Origin of the sequence: Actinomycetospora flava, from assembly GCF_037400335.1 — a bacterium.
Classification (GTDB): domain Bacteria; phylum Actinomycetota; class Actinomycetes; order Mycobacteriales; family Pseudonocardiaceae; genus Actinomycetospora; species Actinomycetospora flava.
In genome coordinates, this window is the sequence record NZ_JBBEGM010000014.1 from 1 (window position 1) to 23,412 (window position 23,412).

Here is a 23,412-nt window from a genome sequence, read left to right on the forward strand (position 1 = left end):
CGTCCGACGCCAGCGATGCCGCATCGCTGGCACCACCTCAGCCGCCCGGCGCACCTCGGGAGTAGAGGTCGAGGTGCGCAGCGGCTGCCGCGTCCCAGGTGTGCGACGCCGCCAGCGCCCGGCCCACCGTCGCGCGCGCCGCCACGTCGGCACCGGACCCCTCGAGCACGCCCGCGATCTCGCGCGCGAAGCCCTCCGGCCCGTCGGCGAAGCGTGCCGCGCCCGCGAACACCTCGCGCAGGACCGGCAGATCCCGCGTCACCAGCGGCACGCCCGCCGCGAGCGCCTCCATCGCCGCGAGCCCGAAGCCCTCCTTCGTCGACGGGAACGCGAACACCGCCGCCCCCGCGACCAGCCCCGGCAGGTCCGGGTCGTCGACCGGACCGAGCACGACCGGCTCCACGCCCAGCTCCGCGGCCCGCGCGAAGACCTCCTCGCGGTATCCCCGGTAGTCGAACAGCGTGTCCCCGCCCGCCACGAGCAGCGGCACGCCCGGGAGCAGCGCCATCGCCTCGACCAGCTCCAACGTCCCCTTGCGCGGCTCGATCCCCCCGACGGCGAGCACGTAGCGCCCGTACCTTGCGCGCCACGGCTCCCCCGCCCCCGACGACGCCGCCGCCGCGAAGCGCGCCGCGTCCACCCCGTTGCCGATCACCGCCGGCGCCCGTCCCCACCCCGCGCGCACCTCGCCGGCCACCGCCTCCGACACGCACACCAACGCCGCCGGCTCCACCAGGGCCCGCTCGTGACACGCCGCGAGCTCGGGCGTCGTGAACTGGTCGAGGTGGTGCACCGTCCGCCACAACGAGCGGTAGCCCCGGGCGCGGCCCACCGCGTTCGCCGTCAGGCAGTCCTGCGCGTGCACGACGTCGTACGCGCCCTCGAACGACTCCGCGAGCAGCGCGATCGACCGCAGGATCCGCTGCCCCACCGTCTCGCCGTCGATCTCGGGCACCGGCACCAGCCGCACGTCCACGCCGGACGACACCGCCCGGAAGAACCCCGTGTCGCCGCCCCGCGCGAGCGCCCACACCGTCACCGCGTGCCCGGCCCGGGCGAACGCCTCCGCCAGCGCGAGGGTGTGCACCACGCCCCCGCGCGGCTTCGTCGAGTACGTCAGCAACGCGATCCGCAGGCTCGTCCGCGCCGAGGAGGTGCGCACCTCAGCGCTCCTTCGTCGCGCTGACGTACGCACGCCGGCGCCATGACTCCGTCATGGGGCCCCGTACGTCTCGGGCCGCCGCTCGGACAGGTGGTGCAGCACCGACCGGGCCGCGCCGACGACGCCCGGCAGGTCGACCTCGGCCACCGCGAGCCCGCCCTTCGACCACGTGCGCGCGAGGATCTCCCCGCCCGGCCCGACGACCTTCGCGCGCCCCAGGAAGTGCAGCGCCCCGTGCCGCCCGCTCTGGTTCGACGACAGCCACACCACCTGGTTCTCCGCCGCCCGCGCCTGGTCGTAGAGGTCGAACAGGCGCGCCTGCCGGTCCTGCGCCATCCGCGGCGCCCGGTTGGTCAGCGACGTCGGCCACGCGGACAGGCACGCGATGATCTCCGCGCCGTCGAGGGCGAGCCGCCGCGACGCCTCCGGGAACGTCTTGTCGTGGTCGATGAGCAGGCCCATCCGCCCGACCGGGGTGTCGAACGCCGAGAACCCGTCGCCGGCGCGGAACAGCGAGGCGACGCCCGCGGGGATGTGCACCTTGCGGTGCCGCCCGAGGATCCCGTCCCCCGACAGGCACACCCCCGCGTCGTAGCGCACGGGCCCGCCCGCCTCGTCGGCACCCAGCTCGCTGTAGCCCAGGCAGACCACCATCTCTCCGGCGATGTCGATCACCGACCGCACCTCGTCGCCGTTCGGCTCGAGCAGCGGCGGCAGGCACTCCTCGTCGGGGCGGCGCAGGTCGGTGAGGTACCCCCCGAGGGCCCCGTCGGGCAGCGCGAGCAGGGCGACCCCGGCGTCCCGCGCGTGCGAGATGATCATCTTGATGCGGTCGAGGTCGAACCCGATGTCGCGCGTGAAGTGGGCCGCGGCGGCGGCGAGGCGGACCACGCGTCGGGCCTAGCCGGCCCGCGCGACGACGGGCACGGGCGGCGCGGTCGCGTACGACGCGGGACGCCGGTCGCGCAGGTGCCCCATGAAACGCCGCGCGGCGTCCACCGCGTCGTCGACGTCGACGGACGCGACGGCCAGGCCGGCCTGCGTGCCCGTGGTGTCGAGCACCTCGCCGCCCGGGTCGACGATCTTCGCGCTCGCCACGAGCTGCATGTCCCCGAACGTCCCGGCCTGGTTCGCCGAGACCCACACGATCTGGTTCTCCAGCGCCCGCGCGCGGTCGAAGAGGTCGAAGCGGCGGGTCCAGCGGTCGTCGGCGAGCACGGGCGCCGGGTCGGTGCGCGCGGCCGGCCACGCCGACATGCACACGACGACCCGGGCCCCGTCGACCGCCAGCGCCCGCGCGGCCTCGGGGAACGCCTTGTCGTAACAGATCATCATGCCGAGCCGCCCGACCGGCGTGTCGAACGCCGTGAAGCGGTCGCCCGCCGCGTACGAGGCGTCCTCGTTGAGCGGCTGGTGGACCTTGCGGTGGTGCCCGAGCACGCCGTCGCCGGTGACCGCGACGCAGCTGTTGTACGGACGCCCGCCCGACGCCGTGTCGCCGCGCTCGCAGAAGCCCGCGGTGACGACGGTGTCGCCGGCCAGGTCGATCAGCCGGCGGATCTCGGGGCCGTCGACCTCCAGCTGCGGCGGCACGTCCACCGGCTCCCCCGACCCGCCCGAGTCGTGCAGCGACGACAGGTACCCGCCGAGCGCGGCCTCGGGCAGCGCGAGCAGGTCCGCGCCCGCGGCCCGCGCCTGCGCGAGCAGCCGGGAGATCGTCGCGAAGCCCTCGTCGAGGTCACGGCCGAAGCCCGCGGCCGCGGCCGCGAACGTCCTCACGGTCATGGGTGGTTCCCTTCGGTGGTCGGCGCGGACGTGACGGCCGCGCCCAGCCCGGTGACGCCGCCGGCGACGGCCTCGGTCAGCTCGCCGTCGGGCCAGCGCAGCGCGACCCCGGCGGTGGTCGTCAGCTCCCCGCACACGGCGCTCGTCGCCGGTCCGGCCGACGGGGCGGGCGCGCCCGGCTCGTCGGCGGTGAGCAGCGCGAAGCCGGGGAAGCAGGTCAGCCAGTCGGCGACGGTCGCTCCGGCCGGACGGGGCACGGCGGCGACGTCGAGCACAGCGCCGGTGCCCGACGCCTCGGCGAGCATCCCGAGCGTGCCGACGACCCCGGCCATCGAGACGTCCTTCGCCGCCGCCGGGCGGTGGGCCGCGTCGGGGCCGATCGCGGCGACCATCGCGCGCAGGTCCGCCGGCGCGCGCATCGACGTCGAGTCCCACTGCCGGCCCGTGTAGCCGGGGCGCCAGGTGCCGCCGAGGTCGGCGGTCAGGCGCACGGCCATGCCGGGACGCCCGCCGGCGGCCGGCACCGGCGTCGACGTGCGGCCCAGCGCGGTGACGGCGAGCGACGCGGGCACCTCGAGCTGGGTGTGCCCGCCGATCACCGGCACGCCGTAGGCGTCGGCGGCGGCCCGCAGACCGGTGAGCACGCGGTGGGCGAACGAGGCGTCGCGCGCGCCGACGGCGTCGAGCAGCGCGGTCGGCGCGGCGCCCATGGCGGCGAGGTCGTTGACGTTGACCAGCACCCCGCACCACCCGGCCCACTCCGGGTCGCGCTCGACCATCGCCGGCAGGATCGCGTCGCACGCGGCGACGACGTCGCTGCCGGGCACGGGCGCCCCGTCGTCGCCGACGTGCACGCCCGAGCCGGCCAGCCCGGCGACGAGCTCGCCGAGCGGGGCCTTCGTCGCCGCGACGAGGTCGGCGAAGCGCCCCATCGGCCGGCGCATGCGCACGTGCGGGCGCCCGGCGACCGTCGTGTCGCGGACCCGCAGCCAGCCCAGCCGCCGGAAGAGCGTCTCGTTGGCCGCCTGCACGTCGGCCTCGAACCGCAGCACCCCGGCCGCCTCGGCGCGGGCGACGGCCGCGCGGACCAGCGCGGCCCCGACGCGGACGCCGGTGCGGCGGCGCGCGGTCGGGGCGACGACGAGGCGGCTGCCGGTCCACCAGCCGAGGTCGGGGCGCGCGACGTCCGGGTCGACGGGCGCGAGGCGGACGCCGCCCAGCACCTCGCCGGCGCCGTCACGGGCGACGAGGACGACGGCGCGCGGGTCGTGGTCGTGCGCGTCGAGGTCACCAGCGGCGTCGTCGCGGAACAGGCCCTGGTCGTCGACGAACACCGCGCGGCGCAGGGCCCGGTGGGCGGCGACGTCGGGGTGCCGGGCGTCGACCGCGGGCGCCTCGGCGATCGCGACGTCGCGCGGGGGCCGGGGGGTGCGGCCGCCGAGGATCTCGTCGGCGGCCCCGAGGTCGAGCAGCGACATCGCGCTCAGCCCCCCGCCGCGGACAGCGCCGAGCACGCGCCGCACGCCGCGCAGCCTGCGGCCTGGTCGGCGCCGCGCATCCCGGCGGCGACGAGGACCTTGGCGACGCGCGCGGTGACCTCGGCGAGCAGCTCGGGGTCGGGCGCCGGGTCGCCGTCGGCGAACGCGAGCGTGCCGGGGATCGGGCGGTAGGGGACGACGAAGGGGTAGACGCCGCGCTCGACGAGGTCGGCGGCGCCCGCGACGAGCTCGTCGGGGTCCTCGCCGAGGCCGACGATGAGGTAGGTCGACACGGCGTTCGCGCCGAACAGGCGCACGCTCTCGTCCCAGGCGAGCCAGTACTGGCTCAGTGGCACCGTGGCCTTGCCCGGCATCCAGCGCGCGCGCACGGCGTCGTCGAGGGACTCGACGTGGATGCCGATGGCGTCGGCGCCGGCGTCCTTCAGCTCCTGGAGGGCCGCGAGGTCCTCGGGCGCCGGGGGCTCGCACTGCACCTGGATCGGCAGGCCGGGCACCGCCGCCCTGATCGCGCGGACGCAGCGGGCGAGGTGGCGGGCGCCGCGGTCGCGGCCGTTGCTCGTGCCCGTGGTGAGGACCATCTGCCGGACACCGTCGAGGCGGACAGCGGCCTCGGCGACCTCCGCGAGCTCGGCGGGCGTCTTCACCGCGGTCGTCGCGCCGCTGCGCAGCGACTGCTCGATGGCGCAGAAGCGGCAGCGGTCCTGCTCGCCGTAGCGCACGCAGGTCTGGACCACGGTCGTCGCGAGCACGTCGTTCCCGTGCAGGCGGGCGATCTTCTCGTAGGGGACGCCGTCGGCGGTCGTGAGGTCGTAGAACGCGGGGCGGGCGACGGTGTCGACCTCGACGCCGAGGTCGGTGACCCCGCCGTCGGGGCCGGTGCGCACGAGGCGGCCGCCGCGCAGGCGGTAGGGGCTCGCCGGGTTGATCGGGATCGTGGTCTTGAGACCGTCGACGAGCACGTGGCCGTCGGCGGACGGGCCGGCGCCGCCGGGGCGGCGCAGGGGGATCGAGGCACCGAGATCCACGGTGCTGCTGTCGGAGGGGAGGTCGAGCGCGACGCCGCGGACGGCCACTTCGGAGCGGGCGGCCACATTCGAACGGAGTGGCGACCCGAGATCGTGCGGGGACATCAGCTGACCTCCTGTGCTCTGCGTCGGGGGTGTCGCCGGCCGGCGCGGGTCGCCCCGCGCCGGCCGCGGCACGTCAGAGCTGGTAGGTCGAGTTGATGATCGCGCCCTTGCGGGCGTAGTAGATGAGCGCGTCCTGGACGTCGAGCGGGTGCGTCGGGATGACGCCCTCGATGAGGTCCTCCTCGCGGGCGCCGTGCAGCGACAGCCCGAAGCGGCAGCAGTAGACCTTGCCGCCCTCGCTCATGAACGTCTTGAGCTGGTCGTTGATGTTGTGCTCACCGGGGAACGCCGAGGTGCCCGTGGTGGGGAAACCGCGCGTGGCCAGGCAGTTCAGCGAGCCGGGGCCGTAGAAGTACATCGCCGACTCGAAGCCCTTGCGCAGCGCGCGGGTGGCCTGGAGGACGGCGACGAAGCTGACCGACGACTCGTGCGCGATGCCGTGCACGAGCGTGAAGTAGGACTCGCCGCCCTCGGCCTGCAGGTCGGGGAAGACCTTCGTCCCGCCGTAGATGCTCGAGCCCTCGGGCAGCGAGGGGTGCGGGATCTCCTCGAGGCTCTTCTTCTCGACGTCGGAGAGCTCGGTGCTCGTCATGCTGGTTCTCCTCGAGTGGTGTTTCTTCGGAACGGCAGCGACCGGCGCCACGGCCGGGGAAGCGGGGATCAGCGGGGTCCTCGCCGACCTCGCGCTGGGATCGAGCACACCAACCGGCCATTTCCGAAGTGTTTCCTCGTGACTACGAGAGCGGGTCGTCCTCCGCCCCGTGTTTCACGGCGGTGACTCGTGGCCCGGGGTGTTTCAGCGTGGCGGCCACGCTGACGTTCAACGTCAGGAAATCCGCCCGCTCAGTTCAGGCGTGAGTTGTCCCCATCGGCCGGTTGCGTCCACAGCCATCGGGGCGATCGTTCACGCTCCTGCCTCGGCAACGCGCACCGTGGCGTACATGCGCAGGGGTGAGTGGGCGCTCGCGCCCGAACTGTTGTGGGCGGCCAGCCGGGAGGGCGTGATCGCGGTCAAGGAGCTCGAGCTCCTCGGCGTCCCCGAGGGCACGGCCTACCGGCGTTGCCGGGACGGCGAACCGTGGCAGCGCCTCGGTCCGGGCATCGTCGGCCTGCACAACGGCGAGCCGACCTGGCGTCAGACGATGATCGCGGGCCTGCTCCACGCCGGCGACCACGCGATGATCACCGGACGGGCGGCGCTCCGCCTCCACGGCCTTCGCAGTGGGCCAGCCCCCGAGCGGGTGCACCTGCTGGTCGCCCACGCCCGTCAGGTGCGCAGCTGGGGCCGCTTCCAGGTCGAACGGACCTCGCGCCTGCCGCGACCCGTGGAACGCGACGGTCTGCCCGTGGCGCCGCTCGCTCGCGCACTGACGGACGAGGCCCGGCTGATGACCGATCCGTCGGCGATCGCGGAGCTGTTCGCCGAGCCCGTCCGACGGTGGCGGGTGACGCCGCAGCAGCTGCTCGAGGAGCTCGACGCCGGCTGCCGCAAGGGCACCTCCGCGCCGCGGGCCGTCCTCCGCGCGTTGATCGACGGCGTCCGCTCGGCGGCGGAGTTCGACGCCCGCGCGTGGTGGCTCGCGCAGCCCGATCTGCCGACGGCGCGCTTCAACGTCCCGGTGCGCGACCTGTCGGGGCGGCCCATCGGCGTCGTCGACGTGCTCGTCGAGGAGCTCGGCTTCGCGTGGGAGATCGACTCGGTCGAGCACCACTTCTCCACGCCGGAGCAGGTCGAGGCGACGGCCCGCCGGGCCCGGGCGCTGCGCGCCGTGGGGCTCTACCTGCTGAGCACCCGGCCGTCGCAACGACGCGACGACCCGGACGGCGTCCTCCAGGACGTGAAGGACGGGCTCGCGATCGCCGCAAAGCTGCCGCCGCCGCGAGCGCTCTACGACCTTCCCCAGCTCACCTGAGCCGACCCGAGGCCGAGCTGGGGGCTTTCCTGACGTTCAACGTCAGCGTGGCCGCCACGCTGACACAGCCCGTGCACCGCTCACCGCCCGCCCAGGGCCCCAGAAGGTCAGCGGACGGTGGGGGTGGAGCCGTCGCCCGTCTCCACGCCGCCGTTCGGGTAGTAGGTCGTCGTTCCCACCGGAGTCGAGCCCGTGCTGACGGCCACGCTGTTGACGACGCTCGTCAGGAACACGGTGATCGAGGAGCCCACGTCGCCGAGCGCTTCGACACCGTTGCGGGTGGTCGCGGCGGAGTCCTGGGGGTTCGAGATGATCGCGAACAGCACAAGGATGATCACGATCGTGCCGATCACGCGGGCGAGCATGGAGACAGCATCACCCCATCGTGACGGTTCGTAAACACCGGGGTGGCGCTCAGTCGCCGAACAGCCGCCGGGTGTCGACGTCGACGAACCCGATCGGGGGAGCGATGGCCTGCGCGCGGTCCACATCCGGCGGGCCGACCGGACGTTGCGGTTCGGGGACCCGCGACGGGAACGCGCGCGGTCGGCGCACGACGCGGGCGAGCAGGCGGTCACCGACGACCGTGCCGAGGTAGGTGTCGGCGGGGTCGAGGACGTCGTCGCGCGGCTCGGGCGTCGGTTCGCGGGACCACGGGAACCAGCCGATCCAGCGGTCGCGCGTGCTCCACAGGTACGGCAGCCCCGGCCGGTACCAGGCGATCCAGCGCCCGTCGGACGCGTACAGGTGGACCGGTGCCGTCACGCCGCCGCCCGGTACCGCTCGACGACGACGGAGACGACGTCCGGGTGGTCGCCCAGCGGCTCGGCGACGACGGTGGCGCCCGCGTCGGCGAGCCACCGGTGGAACGCGCCGGGCGCGAGCAGCCAGGTCGCGAGCACGACGCGGGGCCCGCGCGCCGACGTCGACGCGACCACCGACGCCACGCGCGGCTCGCCGCCCGCGATGTAGCCGACCGGCACCTCGTGACCCACCCGCGCGGTCAGCAGCGCGGCGGCCGTGCGCAGGTCCTCCTGCGCGGCGGGGTCGGTGGAGCCCGCCGCGGCGAGCACCACCGTGTCGCCCGGCTGCGACCCGGCCTCGGCGAGGCGGTCGAGCAGCGCGCCGATCAGCTCCGGGTCGGGGCCGAGGGGTTCGGCGACGACGACGTCGTCGCGCCCGATCGCCGCGATCTGCTCGGGCACGTCGACCCGCACGTGGTACCCGGACGCCAGGAACGCGGGCACGACGACCACCGGCCCCGGCAACTGCGCCAGCACGTCGGACAGCGACGGTCCCACGACCCCCGCGTAGCCGAGGCGCACGTCCACCGCGGGCAGCGCGCGGGCGACCGCGGCATGGAGCCGCGAGATCGTCGCCCACCCCGCGGCGTCGTTGGTCCCGTGCGCGAGCAGCACGAGTGCAGGAGCTCGGGGAGCGCTCACCCGCCCGCCGCCGACCCCACCGAGCGCGCGTGCTCCTCCAGCCGCTTCACCATCGCCCCGAGCCGGAAGCGCTCCGGGCTGATGCCGACCACCCCGAGACGTTCCAGCGGCGCGGCCGTCACCGGCCCCACGCAGCACGCCAGCACGTCGCCCGACCGCAGCGCGGCGAGCACCTCCTCGCGCAGCCCCCGCGCCTCGGCCCGGTGCACGAGCCCCTCGACCGACGGCGCGCTGGTGAACGTCACGGTGTCGACGTCGCGCTCGACGATGGCGTCGATCAGCGCGTCGACCGCGGGCAGGTCCGGCGGCGGCTCCCACCGGTACACGGGCACGGTGACGACGTCGGCGCCCTCCGCGCGCAGCGTCGCGAGGAAGTCGGTCATCGGGTCGCCGTGCAGCTGCACCGCGATCCGGATGCCGGCGACACCCTCGGCCAGCAGGTGCGCCAGCACCTCCGGCGACGACTCCGTCTCGTCCGCCGACCACGCCTCGCGCAGCCCGGCGCCGCGGATCGCCCCGCGCGCCTTCGGACCCCGCGCGAGCAGCGTCGCCGCCGCCAGCACCTCGTGCAGCCCGGAGGCCAGCCCCCAGGACGCGGCCACCTCCAGCCACCCCCGGAAGCCCTGCCCGGTGGTGGCCACGACGACCGCCGGCGGGTCCGCCAGCAGCCCACGCGTGATCTCCGCGAGCTGCGCGTCGTCCTCCAGCGGCACGATCCGCATCGTCGGGCCGTGCACGACCTCGGCGCCCTTGCGGCGCAGCAGGTCGACCTGGTCGTCGGCGCGCCGGTCGGCCGTGACCCCGATGCGCCACCCCGACAGCGGGGCGGTCACGGATGCCCGATCTGTACGACGCCGTCCACCACCCGCACAGGATAGGTCGCGACCGCCACGTCGGCGTCCTCGAGACACCGGCCGTCCTCCAGCGCGAAGTGCTGCTTGAACAGCGGCGAGGCGATGACGGGCCGTCCGCCGAGGTCGCCGACGATGCCGCGCGAGAGCACCGACGCCCCCGAGAAGGGGTCGACGTTGTGCAGCGCGAACACCCGGTCGTCGTGCGTGCGCACCACGGCGACGGGCTCCCCCGCCACCAGCGCCCCGACGGCCCGCTCGCGCTGGATGCCGTCCCACGGGCACACGGCGGTCCAGGTCCGGTCGGCCAGCTCGGTCACACGCCCACCTCCAGCTCCGATCGCAGGGGGATCCGCGGCCCGAAACCCAGCTCCGCCACGGACGTCGGCTGCCCGTCCTTCATCCCCGCCGGCACGCGGTGCCCACGGTGGTCGACGAACTCGACGCTCGGGTCGGGCGTGCCGGGGGCGTTGACGAACGAGGTGAACCGCGCCAGCTTCTCCGGGTCCTCGAGCACCGCCGCCCACTCGTCGCCGTAGCTCGCGACGTGCCGCGCCATCTGCTCGTCGAGCGAGGCGCAGATGCCCAGCGAGTCCTCCATGATCACCTCGCGGAGGTGGTCGAGCCCGCCCTCGAGCCCCTCGACCCACGGCGCCGTGCGCTGCAGCCGGTCGGCGGTGCGCACGTAGAACATGAGGAACCGGTCGATCGTGCGCACCAGCGTCGCGGTGTCCAGGTCCGCCGCGAGCAGCTCGGCGTGCCGCGGCGTGAACCCGCCGTTGCCGCCGACGTAGAGGTTCCAGCCGGTCTCGGTGGCGATCACCCCGAAGTCCTTCGACCGGGCCTCCGCGCACTCGCGGGCACATCCGCTGACCCCGGACTTCAGCTTGTGCGGCGACCGCAGGCCCCGGTAGCGCAGCTCCAGCGCGACCGCGAGCGACACGGAGTCCTGCACCCCGTAGCGGCACCAGTCGGTCCCGACGCACGACTTCACCGTGCGCAGCGATTTGCCGTACGCGTGCCCCGACTCGAACCCCGCGTCGACGAGCCGGCGCCAGATCGCGGGCAGCTGCTCGACGCGCGCGCCGAACATGTCGATGCGCTGCCCGCCGGTGATCTTCGTGTAGAGCCCGAAGTCGCGGGCGATCTCGCCGATGACGATGAGGCCCTCGCCGCTGACCTCGCCGCCGGGCAGCCGCGGCACCACCGAGTAGGTGCCGTTGCGCTGCAGGTTCGCGAGGAAGTGGTCGTTGGTGTCCTGCAGCACGGCCTGCTCGCCGTCCAGGACGTGCCCGCCCCGGCCAGAAATCGATCCGAGCGTGGCGAGCATCGACGCGACCGCGGGCTTGCAGACGTCGCAGCCCCGCCCGCGCCCGTAGGACTCGACGATCGACGAGAACGTCGTCAGCCCGGTCGCCATGACGATCTCGTAGAGCTCCGCGCGCGACTGGGAGAAGTGCTCGCACAGGGCCCGCGAGACCTCGACGCCGCAGGCGGTGAGCACCTTGCCCAGCGTCGGCACGCACGACCCGCACGTCGCCCCGGCGCGCGTGCACGCCTTGAGCTCGGGCACCGTCGACGCCTCGCCGGACCGGATCGCCTCGACCAGCGCGCCCTTGGTCACCGCGTTGCACGAGCAGATCTGGGCGGTGTCGGGCAGGGCGTCGATCCCGACGGCCGCCAGACCCCCACCAGCCCCCTCCCCGGCCGGCGCGATCAGCGCCATCGGGTCCCCGGGCAGCGTCTCGCCGAGGAACCCGCGCAGCGTCTCGTAGCTCGACGCGTCGCCGACGAGCACGCCACCGAGCAGCGTGCGCCCGTCGTCCGTGACCACCAGCTTGGAGTACGTGCCGGCCACCGGGTCGTCCAGACGCACCTCGAGCGCCCCGGACGTCGCCGCGTGCGCGTCCCCGAAGCTCGCCACGTCGACGCCGAGCAGCTTGAGCTTGGTCGACAGGTCCGCCTCGGTGAACCGGGACTCACCGCCGGTGAGCCGATCGGCGACGACCTCGGCCATCGCGTACCCGGGCGCCACGAGCCCGTAGGTCCGTGCTGCTGCCCCCCTCTGGCTGACGGCCGCGACCTCGCCGATGGCCCAGATGTGCTCGTCCTGCGTGCGGCACCGCCCGTCCACCAGCACCCCGCCGCGCTCGGCCACCGGGAGACCGATGTCCCGCGCGAGCTGGTCGGCGGGCCGGATGCCAGCGGAGAACACGACCACCGACGCGTCGAGCTCGGTGCCGTCGGAGAGCGTCACGGTCAGCCCGCCGCGGTGGTCCCGCGCGATCTCCGACGTCGAGAGCCCCGTGTGCACGCGCAGCCCGAGGTCGCCGACGAGCCGGCGCAGCAACGCTCCCCCGCCCTCGTCGACCTGCACGGGCATCAGCCGCGGCGCCATCTCCACCACGTGCGGGACGAGGCCGAGGGTCCGCAGCGCGTCCGCCGCCTCCAGCCCGAGCAGCCCGCCGCCGACGACGACGCCCGCGCGCCGTCCGGCCCCGGCCCCGCCCCGCGCGGTCGCCCGCCCGGCGGCCTCGCGCAGCGCGTCGAGGTCGTCGAGGGTCCGGTAGACGAAGACGTCGTCGAGGTCGCGCCCGGGCACGGGAGGCACGAACGGCACCGAGCCGGTGGCGAGCACGAGCTCGTCGTAGGGCACCCGCCGCCCACCCGCGGTCGTCACGACGCGGGCGGTGCGGTCGACGTCGACGGCGCGGTCGTCGAGGTGGAGGTCGACGAGGTCGTCGGCGAGGAACTGCTCGTCGGCGAGCGCCAGGTCGTCCTCCGACGCGTCGCCGAGGTAGGACGACAGCGCCACGCGGTCGTACGCGGGCCGGGACTCCTCGGCCAGCAGCACGACCCGGTACGAGCCTGCGGAGTCGCGCCGGCGCAGGCTCTCGACGAACCGGTGGCCGACCATCCCGTGGCCGACCACGACGACGGTGCGGGACGTCATGATCAGACCTCCGCGTACGACAGCCGCGTGCCGGTCTTCGGGTCGGTCGCCGCCTTCGCCCGCCGCAGGTAGACGACGTAGGTGACGACGAAACAGACCGCGTAGAAGGCGAGGAACGCCCAGAACGCCGGGACGCCGCTCTGCACGTTCAGGAACGACTGACGGAACGCGAGGTTGATCAGCAGGCCGCCGAAGGCGCCGATCGCGCCGGCGATGCCGATCACCGCGCCGGACACGCGCCGCGCCCAGAGCAGGGCCTCCTCCTGCTGCCAGCCCTTGCTCTCCGAGGCCGCGAGCGCCTTGGTCCGGAAGACCGCCGGGATCATCTTGTAGGTCGAGCCGTTGCCGATGCCCGAGGTGATGAACAGCAGCACGAAGCCGGCGACGAACACCGGCAGCGACTCGATGCTCGACGCCCAGATGCAGATCAGCGCGGCGACGGCCATCGCGACGAAGTTCCAGAACGTCACCCTGGTGCCGCCGAGGCGGTCGGACAGCCACCCGCCGACCGGCCGGATCAGCGACCCGAGCAGCGGCCCGATCCAGGTCAGCGCGGCAGCACCGACCGGGTCGCGCCCGAACTGGTTCTGCAGCACGAGCCCGAACGCGAAGCTGTAGCCGATGAACGACCCGAACGTCCCGATGTAGAGGAACGACAGGATCCATGTCTGCGCGTCGCGCGTGGCCTCCTTCAGCGCGCCGGTGTCGTTGCGCACCGAGGAGAGGTTGTCCATGAACAGCGCGGACAGCAGCGTCGCGACGACGATGAGCGGGATGTAGATCCCGAGCAGGATGCGGATGCCGGTGACGCCGGGGCCCGCCGTCGCCAGGATCAGCAGCCCGAGGAGCTGGATCACCGCCACGCCGAGGTTGCCCCCGCCGGCGTTGATCCCGAGCGCCGCGCCCTTCGCCTTCTCCGGGAAGAACGCGTTGATGTTCGTCATCGACGACGCGAAGTTGCCGCCGCCGACGCCCGCGATCGCGGCCAGGATCATCAGCGTCGTGTAGCTGACGCCCGGCTCGACGATCACCGCGGCGAGGATCGTCGGCACCAGCAGCAGCGCCGCCGAGATGATCGTCCAGTTCCGGCCGCCGAACACCGCGACCGCCATCGTGTACGGCAGGCGCAGCACGGACCCGACGAGCGTGGGCATGGCGACGAGGAAGAACTTGCCGGCCACGTCCAGCCCGAACGCCGCGTTCGGCATGAACAGGACGAGGACCGACCACAGCGTCCAGATCGAGAACCCGATGTGCTCGGAGAACACCGAGAACCACAGGTTCTTGTTCGCGATCTTCTTGCCGGTGCTCTGCCAGAACGACTCGTCCTCGGGACGCCAGTCGTCGATCCAGCGTCCGTGCAGCACTCCCGCCGCAGCGGTCATGGTCTCGCCTCCTCACCCGGCGCCCCGCGGGGAGGCTCCGGTGGTGGTGGGGAGCGACGGCGGAGAACGGGCTCCGGCCGCGCCGCACAGGGGCCTTCGGCGTCGACCCCTCGTTCGCGGCGGACGTTAGGAAGCGCGTGTTACGCCGGGATGACCACGTGTTGCGGGGACGCGAACCCCGGGTGCGGGACGCGTCACGCCGGGGCGCGGGTGCTCAGGCGGGCGGCAGGAGGCTGCCGACGAGACGCGCCGCGTGCTCGAGGCCCTGCAGGGACTCGCGGGTGCACGACGGGTGCTGCGCGTGCACGGCGAGGCGGAAGAGCAGCGCGTGCAGCAGCATCTGCGGCCACGCCGCGAGGTGCGCCCAGCGCGTGATGATCCCCGGGTCGGCGCCGCCCCAGGCCAGCGCGTCGATCACCACGACCGCCGCCGCCCACTCCGTCGGCCGCCAGAACGGCACGAGGTCGAGCACGGCCGGCGCGGCGCCGGGGTCGGACGGGTCGAACAGCACGGTGCCGAACAGGTCGCCGTGCACGAGCTGCGACGGGCGCTCCAGCGGGCGCCGCCGGCGCGCGAGCTCGGTGAACAGGGTGCCGCCGGTCTCGGCGTCGAGCGCGATCGTGCGCTCGCCGAACGCGGCCCGGTCGGCGCGGGCGAGCAGGTCGTCGCGGTCGTCGACGAGGCGCGGACGCTCCAGGCGCGCGGTGGCCCGGTGCAGCCGCAGCGAGGCGGCGACGACGTCGTCGTGACGCGGTTCGACACGGCCGGCGACGTCGTGGCTCGCGGCCCACCCGGCCACCACCCGGCGGCCGTCGCTGGCACGCACCGGTCGCGCGAGGCGCAGGCCGTCGACGCCGATCGCGGCGAGGTCCTCGATCGCGCCCGCCGACCACGCGGCGAGCACGGTGTCGGCGACCGGGCGCAGCACGATCCCGTCGCAGCGCCAGGCGGGCCCCGGGAGGTCGGGGCGCGGGCGCGGCACCGACTCGCGCACACCGAAGGCGGTGCGGACGTGCTCCGGCGGCCCGTGCTCGAGGCGCGGGTCGGGTCCGGACGCGCCCGCTCCGGCGTCCTCGTCCTTCCCGGCCGACGAGCCGGACGAGGGCGCCGAGTTCTGCGTGGGCGCGGCGGTCACGCTGCGCACGCTACTCGCGCGCAGGGAGCGACCTGTTCACCCGCGACCGGCGTGTCCGGGTGTTGTCACCACCGTGTCACCAGACCTTGTAGGGCAGGAACTTGCCGTTGAACGTCAGCTTCACGCGGTCGCCCTTCGGGTCCTCGACGCGCTCGAAGTCCAGCGTGAAGTCGATGGCGCTCATGATGCCGTCGCCGAACTCCTCGCGGATGAGCTCGTGGAGGCTCGACCCGTACACCTGCAGCGCCTCCTGCAGGCGGTAGGTCACGGGCTCGGTCGGGTCGAGCGCGGCGTCGCCGCGCACCGGCGGGAAGGTCAGCGCCTCCACGGTCTCCTCGTCGAGGTCGAGCAGCTCGGCGACCTTCCCCGCCTGCTCCGCGTCGAGGGGCTGCTGGCCGAGCAGCGCCGACGTCGTCCACACCAGGGACCGGTCGAGGGCCTTCGCGAGCTCCGCCCAGCTGACACCGTGCGCCTCCTTCGCGCGCACGATCTCGCGGCCGGCCTCGAGACGGTCGTCCTTGTCGCTCATGCGAGTCCCTGTACCCGGGCCAGGCGGGCGGTCCACCAGTCGCGGGTGGACGGATCCGCGGCGTAACGCGCGAGCAACGCGGGGTCGGGGGCCGGCGGGTGTCGCGGGACGTCGAGGACGCCCCGGTCCGGGTGCAGGGGGGCGTCGACGACGTCGGCGGCGAGCAGGTCCGCCGTCCCGAGCCCGCACGCGAACGGCAGCTCCGGCAGCGCCCCGGCGAGCGCGAGGCCCGCGGCCAGGCCGACCGAGCTCTCGACCGCCGACGACACCACGCACGGCAGCCCGATCGCCTCGGCGATGCGCAGCGACGCCCGCACCCCGCCCAGCGGCGCCACCTTGAGCACCGCGACGTCGGCGGCCTCGGCGCGCACGACGCGCAGGGGATCCTCGGCGCGGCGGATCGACTCGTCGGCGGCCACGGGCACGTCCACCCGTCGGCGGACCGCGGCGAGCTCGTCGACCGACGCGCACGGCTGCTCGACGTACTCCAGCCCGCCGGCGGCCCGGGCCAGCGCGCCGATCGCCGCAACCGCCCCGTCGACGTCCCAGCCGCCGTTCGCGTCCACGCGCACGCGCCCGTCGGGACCCAGCGCGTCGCGGACGGCCTCGACGCGGGCGAGGTCCTCGGCCGGGTCGCGGCCCTTCTCGGCGACCTTGACCTTGGCGGTGCGGGCACGCGAGTCGGTGACGATCCGGTGCGCGTGCTCCGGGCCGACGGCCGGGACGGTGACGTTGACCTCGACGCGGTCGCGCACCGGCGCCGGCCAGCCGTCGTGCGCGGCCTCGCGGGCGCAGCGCCACCAGGCGAGCGCCTCGGCGTCGTCGTACTCGGGGAACGGACAGAACTCGCCCCACCCGGCCGGGCCCTCCACCAGCGCGAGCTCGCGCACGGTGATGCCCCGGAAGCGGGTGCGCAGCGGCAGCGCGGCCACGGCCACGTCCGTCACCTCGGTCGTCCCCGGCGTCTCGGCCATCCCTGCCATCGCGCCTAGCCTAGATCGGGTGCGCGCAGTGCAGACGGTCCCGACCGACGGGAGCCCCGCGTCGGCGTCCGCGCTCGGCGCCGCGGCCCTGGCGGCGCTCGAGGGCCGCGGACCCGCCGTGCTCTCCACCGGGCCCGGCGACCCCGCGCCCCCCGCCGAGCTGCTGGACCCGGTCGACGACGACGTCGCAGCGGTGGTCACGACGACCGGGTCGACCGGCGCGCCGAAGGCCGTCCTGCTGCCGGCCGCGGCGTTGCTCGCGTCGGCGGATGCGACCTACGCGCGCCTCGGACCGCCGGGGCGCTGGCTGCTCGCGCTGCCGGCGCACCACATCGCCGGCCTGCAGGTGCTCCTGCGCTCGGCGCGCGCCGGGCAGCCCGCGGTGGCGATGGACCTGCGCCCCGGCTTCCGCCCGGAGGCGTTCGCGGCCCTCGCCCCGGGCGTCACGTACACCTCGCTCGTCCCCACCCAGCTGCGGCGGCTCCTCGATGCGGGTGGCGCGGCGCTCGACGCCCTGCGCGGGCTCCGGGCCGTCCTGCTCGGCGGGGCGGCGGCGGACGCGGACCTGCTGACCCGCGCCGCGGCCGAGGGAGTGCCGGTGGTGACGACCTACGGCATGAGCGAGACCTGCGGCGGCTGCGTCTACGACGGCCGCCCGCTCGACGGGGTCACGGTGACCCTGGAGCCCGACGGACGCATCGTGCTGGGTGGGGCGACGGTCGCGGCCGGCTACCGGGGGGCCGTGTCGGCGGTCGACACGGCGGCCTTCGTCGGCGGCGCCTTCCGCACCAACGATCTGGGTGCCTGGCGCGCCGACGGACGCCTCGAGGTGCTCGGCCGCGCCGACGACGTGATCGTCACCGGCGGGGAGAAGGTGGCGCCGGCGACGGTGGAGCGCGCCCTGCTGTCGCAGGCCGGGGTGCGCGAGGCGTGCGTGGTGGGGGTGCCCGACCCCGAGTGGGGCGCGCGGGTCGTCGCGGCGGTGGTCGGCGACGGCGTCGACGCGGATGCGCTGCGCGCGGCCGTCGCGCCCGGTCTCGGCCGGGCGGCGCCGCGCGTGGTGACCGTGGTCGACGCCCTGCCGCTGCGCGGGATCGGCAAGCCCGACCGCGCCGCGGTGCGCGCCCTGCTCGCCGACGGGGCGGCCCCGTCGTGACGGGGCTGCGCGTGGCCGTCGTGGGCGGCGGGATCGGGGGCGCCACCGCCGCCCTCGCGCTGCGGCGCCAGGGCGTCGACGTCGCGGTGTACGAGCGGCGGGAGACCGTGCCGCCGGTGGGGTCCGGGCTCGGGCTCGCCGGCAACGGGTACCGGGTCCTGGCCGGTCTCGGGCTCGGGCCGGCCCTCGACGCGACGGGCGCGCCGATCTCCACGATGCGCATGCTCGGCGCGGACGGCACCGAGTTCGCGCTCTACGACACCGGCCGGCTGCTCGGGATGCGCCGCGCCGACCTGATCCGCGTCGTCCTCGACGGCCTCGGGCCGGGCGTGGTGCACCACGGCCGGGAGTGCGTCGGAGTGGATCCCGATGCCGGCCGGCCCATTGTCCGCTTCGCCGACGGGTCCTCCGCGGTGGCCGACGTCGTGGTCGTCGCCGACGGTCTCCGCTCGCGGACCGCCGCGGTGGTCGCGACCCCGCCGGCGCTGCGACCGTCGGGGATGTCGGCGCTGCGCGGCTTCGTCGACGGCGACGGCCTGCCCGAGCACCTGGCCACCGGCCAGAACGCCTGGCTGGGCGCCGACCGCCACCTGCTCTGCTACCCCGTCGACCGCCACGGGACGCTGAACTTCGCGGCCTTCGTGCCCCGGCCCGCCGGGAACGCGGACGAATGGTCGTTCCGCGTCGACCCCGGGATGGTGCGCGACGCGTACGCGGGCTGGGACCACGACGCCGCCGCGATCCTGGCGCGGGCGACCGACGTCTACCGCTACGACTTGGCCGATCGGGACCCGTCCGCTCCCTGGACGCGAGCCGGTGTCGTCCTGCTCGGAGACGCCGCGCACCCGATGCTGCCGCACATGGGGCAGGGCGCCAACCAGGCGATCGAGGACGCCGCGGTGCTCGCGGCGCTGCTCGGCGGGTCCGGCGCTGCCGCGGGCCTCGCCGAGCGTCTCGCCGCCTACGAGGCCGCGCGCAAGCCGCGCACCGACCGGATCCAGGAGCAGTCCCGCCGCAACGGCGAACGCTTCTCCGGAGGCGACAGCAGCCCCGTCGGGGACCTGTCGTGGGTCTACGGCTACGACGCGCCCGCGGCCGGACGGGCCGCGGCGGGCCGGCTACTCGACCGGTAGCGACTCCACGAACGACACGCCCTCCTCGACCCACTCCGGCAGGCTCGCGTCGTCCAGCACGGCCCGGTCGACGAGCAGCCAGCCCTTCATCGGGCGCCCGCGCATCACCATGCGCTCGACGCCGTCCTGCGCGAGGAGGGTGTCGGCGCGCGCCGGGTCGATGCGGACCATGAGCGCGCCGCCGCTGCCGGCACAGACGGCCATGTTGCCGTGCAGCAGGAACGCGAGCCCGCCGAACATCCGCTTCTCGGTGATCCCGTCGCGCCCGGTGAGGACGTCGCGCAGCCGCTCCGCCAGCTCCTCGTCGTAGGTCACGCGCGGAGTATGACCGAGATCCCGCCGTGGGTGGACGAGCGTCGTCCGCCGCGCCCCGGGGTGGGGTGCGGGTCAGGTGTCGATGCGGGCTCGTCCTCCGAGCCGGGGTTGTCGTTCGGTGTCGATGTACCAGGGTGGGGTGAACCAGGGTTGGCCGTTGATCATCTCGATGGTCCAGTGGCCGTGGTGGACGAGCTGGTGGTGATACCGGCAGAGCAGGCACATGTTGTCCAGGGCCGTGTCGCCGTCGGGGTACCAGTGGCGCACGTGGTGGGCCTGGCAGCGGCGGGGTCGGCGGTCGCAGCCGGGGAAGGCGCAGCCCCCGTCGCGGTGGTTGAGGGCGCGGCGGATGGCGTCGGGGGCGGTGCGTTGCCGTCTTCCGACGTCGAGGGGTTCGGACTTGCTACCGAGGATCATGGGGATGATCTCGGCGTCGCAGGCCCAGCGGCGGATGGTGGCGGCGTCGACGTGGTGTCCGGAGTCGAGGGTGCCGTAGCCGCCGTTCTGTTGGAGGGCTTCGCAGAGCCAGCGGTGGTCGATGGTGACGGTGAGCAGGACCCGCCCGGGTCGTTCGGTCCAGCCCCGGCCTGCCGGTGAGGGCGCGTCGGGCTCGGGGCGGCGTGGTTCGGGGATCAACGCCAGCGGCGCCTGGCCCTCGGCGTCGTCCGAAGCGTCATCCGAGGCGTCGTCCGGCTCGTCGTCCGCGGCGAGGCCCGGCTCGCCGCCGCCGACGTGCTCGTCGTCCGGGTCGGGCTCGGCGTCAGCGGCCGGCTCCTCGGCGGGCTCGGCGCCCGGTTCGTGGGCGGCCGGTTCGTCGGTGTCGGTGTCGGTGCGCGCGGGGTCGGTGGTGTCGTTCTCCCCGCGTGCGGTGGTGGCGATGCCGTGGGGGCCGCGGGCGTCGTCGATGAGGTCTTTGAGCGCGTCGGCCTGGCGTCGGGCCAGGGATCGTTGGTCCTCGCTGCCCGCGCGGGCCGAGAGCACCCCGACCACCTCGACCATCTTCTCCGCCTCGAGCGGATCCCCGAACCGGCCCTTGAACACCAGCGACCCGTCCCGGCGGCGCAGCATGTGCATCTCGTCGCCGGCGTCCTCCCCGTCAGAAGGTGCTGCCCCGTCGGGGTCGTAGAAGTCCACGAACGCTTTCGCGAGCCGGCGCAGCATCTTCGGCGGCAGCAGCTGCGCCTTGTCCGCCAGCGTCTGCTCGACCCCGGCGAGCTCGTCGGGCGGTGGCGGGGTCATCAACCCGGCCAGATGCCGCACCGTGTCCCGGACGATCCGCACGTGCGCCGGGTCCACCAACCCCTCGGCCAGCGCGTCCGCGGTGGCCGGCAGCCGGGCGGGCAGCACCTCGCCCGACATCGAGGTCCGCGCGCACAGGTCGCCGGCCTCGTCCACCAGCCGCTTCGCCTCGGGATGATCCACGTTGTCGAGATCGGCGACCAGGTTCGGCAGACTGCGATACCCCGTGGAACTGACCGCGCCGAGCTCGTCGAGCGCGGCGATGTCCTGCAACCGCTGGTAGTAGCCGCGCCGCTGAGCGATCACGTGGGCGCGGGCACGGTCGAACACCTCCCGCTCCGCACCACCCAACGACTCGCTCATGTGTTCGATCCTACCGCACATCGGCGACATAGGCGACACCCGCGTCAGTGGCATCGAGGGCGTTGCGACTACTCGCGAGAGGCACCTTTCCGCAGCTCAACCGTCAGATGATCATGCGGAACGTGCCCGTCGCGTCCGGCGTTCGCACCGTTCCGGCGAAGGGTGCCCCTCGCCGATCCATCCGACCGACGGTGCCCTTCGGTCAGAACCCACAGCGCGGCCGCCGCGTCGGGCACCTCCTAGGCTCGCGGCCATGGTCGACACCGACGCTCCGCTGTTCGATCCGGCCCAGTGGCGTGAGGTGCCCGGTCAGGACTTCACCGACATCACCTACCACCGCCACGTCGAGCTGGGCTGCGTGCGGATCGCGTTCGACCGCCCCGAGGTCCGCAACGCCTTCCGCCCCCACACCGTCGACGAGCTCGCCGCCGCCCTCGAGCACGCCCGCACCAGCGCCGATGTCGGCGCCGTGCTGCTGACCGGCAACGGCCCCTCGTCCAGGGACGGCGGGCACGCCTTCTGCTCCGGCGGCGACCAGCGCATCCGCGGGCGCACGGGCTACCAGTACGCGGAGTCGGAGACCGAGGTGTCGGCGGACGAGAAGGGCCGCGCCGGGCGCCTGCACATCCTCGAGTGCCAACGCCTGATCCGGTTCATGCCCAAGGTCGTCATCGCCGTCGTCAACGGGTGGGCCGCGGGGGGCGGGCACTCGCTGCACGCGGTGGCCGACCTGACCCTCGCCAGCGCCGAGCACGCCCGCTTCAAGCAGACCGACGCCGACGTCGGCAGCTTCGACGCCGCCTTCGGATCGGCCTACCTCGCCCGCGCGGTCGGGCAGAAGTTCGCCCGCGAGATCTTCTTCCTCGGCCGGACCTACACCGCCGAGCAGATGCACCACATGGGCGCGGTGAACGAGGCCGTCCCGCACGTCGAGCTCGAGACGACGGCGATCCAGTGGGCCCGCGAAATCCTCGGGAAGTCGCCGCAGGCGCAGCGGATGCTGAAGTACGCCTTCAACCTCCCCGACGACGGCCTGGTCGGCCAGCAGCTCTTCGCCGGCGAGACGACCCGGCTGGCGTACATGACCGACGAGGCCGTGGAGGGCAAGGATGCCTTCCTCCAGAAGCGCGCCCCCGACTGGAGCCCGTTCCCCTGGTACTACTGACCCCGTGGCCCCGTCGATCGCCGTCACCGGAGCGACCGGCCGCCTCGGCGGCCGGGTCGCCCGCATCCTCACCGGGCGCGGTGTGGCCCAGCGTCTCGCCGTCCGGAGCCCGGAGCGCGCCCCGCAGCTGCCGAACGCCGACGCCGTGCCGTGCGCCTACCACGACCCCGAGCAGGTCAGGACCGCGCTCGACGGCGTCGACACCGTCCTCATGGTCTCCGGCTCCGAGACCCCGGACCGGGTCGACCAGCACCGCACGTTCATCGACGCCGCCGCGGCCGCGGGCGTGCGCCGGCTCGTCTACATCTCCTTCTTCGGAGCCTCCCCGCACGCGACGTTCACGCTCGCGCGCGACCACTGGGCCACCGAGGAGCACCTGCGTGCGAGCGGGCTGACCCCGGTGATCCTGCGCGACAACTTCTACCTCGACTTCCTGCCCGAGCTCGTCGAGGACGACGGCGTCATCCGCGGCCCGGCCGGCGACGGGCGCGTCGCCGCCGTCGCCCAGGACGACATCGCCGAGGCCGCCGCCGCGGTCCTCGAGCACCCCGACGACCACGACGGCGCGACCTACAGCCTCACCGGTCCCGAGGCGATCACCCTGGACGAGGCCGCGGGCGTCATCGCCCGGCACACCGGGCGTCCGGTGACGTTCCGGAACCAGACCGTCGACGAGGCCTACGCCTCCCGCGCCGGGCAGGCGCCGGACTGGCAGCTCGACGCCTGGGTCAGCACCTACACCGCGATCGCCGCGGGCGAGCTCGACGGGGTCACCGACGCCGTCCCGACGCTCACGGGACACCGAGCGCTGTCCCTCGACGACCTCCTGGCCCGAGCCGCGGGGTGAGCCCCACGGGGCACGCGTTCACCCCGCTGCCGCTGGTCCGGTTCGTCACGATCCTGTAGGACCGTCAGCCATGCACCAGGACGTCGACGCCTACATCGCCGCCGCCGCGCCCGGCCGGCAGGACGCGCTGCGCACCCTGCGCCGAGACTGCCTGGAGCTCCTGCCCGGCTTCACCGAGGAGATCCGGCACGGCATGCCGACCTACGTGCGCGACGGGGAGCCGGAGCTGGCCTTCGCGAGCCAGAAGCAGTACCTCTCGCTCTACGTCCAGCGCCCCGACGTGCTCGACCGGCACCGCGACGAGCTCGCGCACCTCGACGTCGGGCAGTCGTGCGTCCGCTACCGGCGCGTGGAGCAGATCGACCACGACCTGGTGCGCGCGATGCTCACCGAGACCGCGGCGCCCCGACGCGACGCCCCCTGA

The 23,412-nt window shown here is 74.6% G+C and carries 24 protein-coding genes; 6 read left to right on the plus strand and 18 right to left on the minus strand.

Annotated features, from left to right (window positions below; translation table 11 throughout):
* Positions 1–37: 37 nt before the first annotated feature.
* From WCD58_RS26960 to WCD58_RS26985, 6 genes are all read right to left on the minus strand, one after another.
* Positions 38–1,162: an MSMEG_0565 family glycosyltransferase gene (locus WCD58_RS26960; RefSeq protein ID WP_337706198.1), complete on the minus strand. Its 1,125-nt coding sequence runs from the start codon at positions 1,160–1,162 to the stop codon at positions 38–40.
* Positions 1,163–1,213: 51 nt separating this feature from the next.
* Positions 1,214–2,053 carry a carbon-nitrogen hydrolase family protein gene (locus WCD58_RS26965; protein ID WP_337706199.1) on the minus strand — a complete coding sequence of 280 codons (840 nt, stop codon included), beginning with the start codon at positions 2,051–2,053 and terminating at the stop codon, positions 1,214–1,216.
* Positions 2,054–2,062: 9 nt separating this feature from the next.
* Positions 2,063–2,947 (minus strand): carbon-nitrogen hydrolase family protein, encoded by an 885-nt coding sequence (locus WCD58_RS26970; protein WP_337706200.1) that lies wholly within the window; start codon positions 2,945–2,947, stop codon positions 2,063–2,065.
* Positions 2,944–4,470, minus strand: a complete 1,527-nt coding sequence (locus tag WCD58_RS26975) for an MSMEG_0567/sll0787 family protein (protein WP_337706201.1) — start codon at positions 4,468–4,470, stop codon at positions 2,944–2,946. Before WCD58_RS26975 ends, WCD58_RS26970 begins: the two co-directional genes overlap by 4 nt.
* Positions 4,431–5,537, minus strand: a complete 1,107-nt coding sequence (locus WCD58_RS26980) for an MSMEG_0568 family radical SAM protein (RefSeq protein ID WP_337706202.1) — start codon at positions 5,535–5,537, stop codon at positions 4,431–4,433. Before WCD58_RS26980 ends, WCD58_RS26975 begins: the two co-directional genes overlap by 40 nt.
* 112 nt (positions 5,538–5,649) lie before the next feature.
* Entirely contained in the window at positions 5,650–6,168 is a 519-nt protein-coding gene (locus WCD58_RS26985; protein WP_337706203.1) for an MSMEG_0572/Sll0783 family nitrogen starvation response protein, read from the minus strand.
* Positions 6,169–6,517: 349 nt separating this feature from the next.
* Here WCD58_RS26985 and WCD58_RS26990 point away from each other — a divergent pair, with 349 nt between their 5' ends.
* Positions 6,518–7,489, plus strand: coding sequence for a hypothetical protein (locus WCD58_RS26990; protein ID WP_337706204.1), 972 nt, complete (start codon positions 6,518–6,520; stop codon positions 7,487–7,489).
* 107 nt (positions 7,490–7,596) lie between these two features.
* On the opposite strand, the gene WCD58_RS26995 is transcribed toward WCD58_RS26990, so the two are convergent.
* From WCD58_RS26995 to WCD58_RS27040, 10 genes are all read right to left on the minus strand, one after another.
* Entirely contained in the window at positions 7,597–7,854 is a 258-nt protein-coding gene (locus WCD58_RS26995) for a hypothetical protein (RefSeq protein ID WP_337706205.1), read from the minus strand.
* A gap of 49 nt (positions 7,855–7,903) precedes the next feature.
* Entirely contained in the window at positions 7,904–8,254 is a 351-nt protein-coding gene (locus WCD58_RS27000; RefSeq protein ID WP_337706206.1) for a hypothetical protein, read from the minus strand.
* Positions 8,251–8,934 carry a sirohydrochlorin chelatase gene (locus WCD58_RS27005; RefSeq protein ID WP_337706207.1) on the minus strand — a complete coding sequence of 228 codons (684 nt, stop codon included), beginning with the start codon at positions 8,932–8,934 and terminating at the stop codon, positions 8,251–8,253. Before WCD58_RS27005 ends, WCD58_RS27000 begins: the two co-directional genes overlap by 4 nt.
* On the minus strand, positions 8,931–9,767 hold the full coding sequence (locus WCD58_RS27010) for a uroporphyrinogen-III synthase (protein ID WP_337706208.1): 837 nt from the start codon (positions 9,765–9,767) through the stop codon (positions 8,931–8,933). The genes WCD58_RS27005 and WCD58_RS27010 overlap by 4 nt, the downstream gene beginning before the upstream one ends.
* On the minus strand, positions 9,764–10,105 hold the full coding sequence (nirD, locus tag WCD58_RS27015) for a nitrite reductase small subunit NirD (RefSeq protein ID WP_337706209.1): 342 nt from the start codon (positions 10,103–10,105) through the stop codon (positions 9,764–9,766). The genes WCD58_RS27010 and nirD overlap by 4 nt, the downstream gene beginning before the upstream one ends.
* Entirely contained in the window at positions 10,102–12,738 is a 2,637-nt protein-coding gene (gene nirB / locus WCD58_RS27020) for a nitrite reductase large subunit NirB (RefSeq protein WP_337706210.1), read from the minus strand. Before nirB ends, nirD begins: the two co-directional genes overlap by 4 nt.
* A gap of 2 nt (positions 12,739–12,740) precedes the next feature.
* Positions 12,741–14,123, minus strand: coding sequence for a nitrate/nitrite transporter (locus WCD58_RS27025; protein ID WP_337706211.1), 1,383 nt, complete (start codon positions 14,121–14,123; stop codon positions 12,741–12,743).
* A gap of 214 nt (positions 14,124–14,337) precedes the next feature.
* A complete protein-coding gene (locus WCD58_RS27030) occupies positions 14,338–15,258 on the minus strand; it encodes a TIGR02569 family protein (RefSeq protein ID WP_337706212.1) in 921 nt (306 codons plus the stop codon).
* A 76-nt stretch (positions 15,259–15,334) separates the two neighbouring features.
* Entirely contained in the window at positions 15,335–15,787 is a 453-nt protein-coding gene (gene cynS / locus WCD58_RS27035) for a cyanase (RefSeq protein WP_337706213.1), read from the minus strand.
* Positions 15,784–16,761 (minus strand): o-succinylbenzoate synthase, encoded by a 978-nt coding sequence (locus WCD58_RS27040; protein ID WP_373696298.1) that lies wholly within the window; start codon positions 16,759–16,761, stop codon positions 15,784–15,786. Before WCD58_RS27040 ends, cynS begins: the two co-directional genes overlap by 4 nt.
* 37 nt (positions 16,762–16,798) lie before the next feature.
* Between WCD58_RS27040 and menE the strand changes: the two genes are divergently transcribed.
* Complete coding sequence (gene menE, locus WCD58_RS27045; RefSeq protein WP_337706373.1) at positions 16,799–17,926, plus strand: o-succinylbenzoate--CoA ligase; 1,128 nt, start codon at positions 16,799–16,801, stop codon at positions 17,924–17,926.
* Positions 17,923–19,059 carry an FAD-dependent oxidoreductase gene (locus tag WCD58_RS27050; protein ID WP_337706215.1) on the plus strand — a complete coding sequence of 379 codons (1,137 nt, stop codon included), beginning with the start codon at positions 17,923–17,925 and terminating at the stop codon, positions 19,057–19,059. Before menE ends, WCD58_RS27050 begins: the two co-directional genes overlap by 4 nt.
* On the opposite strand, the gene WCD58_RS27055 is transcribed toward WCD58_RS27050, so the two are convergent.
* Positions 19,045–19,374, minus strand: coding sequence for a TfoX/Sxy family protein (locus tag WCD58_RS27055; RefSeq protein ID WP_337706216.1), 330 nt, complete (start codon positions 19,372–19,374; stop codon positions 19,045–19,047). The genes WCD58_RS27050 and WCD58_RS27055 overlap by 15 nt on opposite strands.
* Before the next feature lie 72 nt (positions 19,375–19,446).
* On the minus strand, positions 19,447–20,976 hold the full coding sequence (locus WCD58_RS27060; protein ID WP_337706217.1) for an HNH endonuclease signature motif containing protein: 1,530 nt from the start codon (positions 20,974–20,976) through the stop codon (positions 19,447–19,449).
* A 253-nt stretch (positions 20,977–21,229) separates the two neighbouring features.
* Between WCD58_RS27060 and WCD58_RS27065 the strand changes: the two genes are divergently transcribed.
* The 3 genes from WCD58_RS27065 to WCD58_RS27075 all read left to right on the plus strand — a co-directional run bounded on the left by WCD58_RS27065 (position 21,230) and on the right by WCD58_RS27075 (position 23,412).
* Positions 21,230–22,141, plus strand: a complete 912-nt coding sequence (locus tag WCD58_RS27065; RefSeq protein ID WP_337706218.1) for a 1,4-dihydroxy-2-naphthoyl-CoA synthase — start codon at positions 21,230–21,232, stop codon at positions 22,139–22,141.
* Between the two features lie 4 nt (positions 22,142–22,145).
* Positions 22,146–22,988 (plus strand): SDR family oxidoreductase, encoded by an 843-nt coding sequence (locus WCD58_RS27070; RefSeq protein WP_337706219.1) that lies wholly within the window; start codon positions 22,146–22,148, stop codon positions 22,986–22,988.
* A 70-nt stretch (positions 22,989–23,058) separates the two neighbouring features.
* A complete protein-coding gene (locus WCD58_RS27075; RefSeq protein ID WP_337706220.1) occupies positions 23,059–23,412 on the plus strand; it encodes an iron chaperone in 354 nt (117 codons plus the stop codon).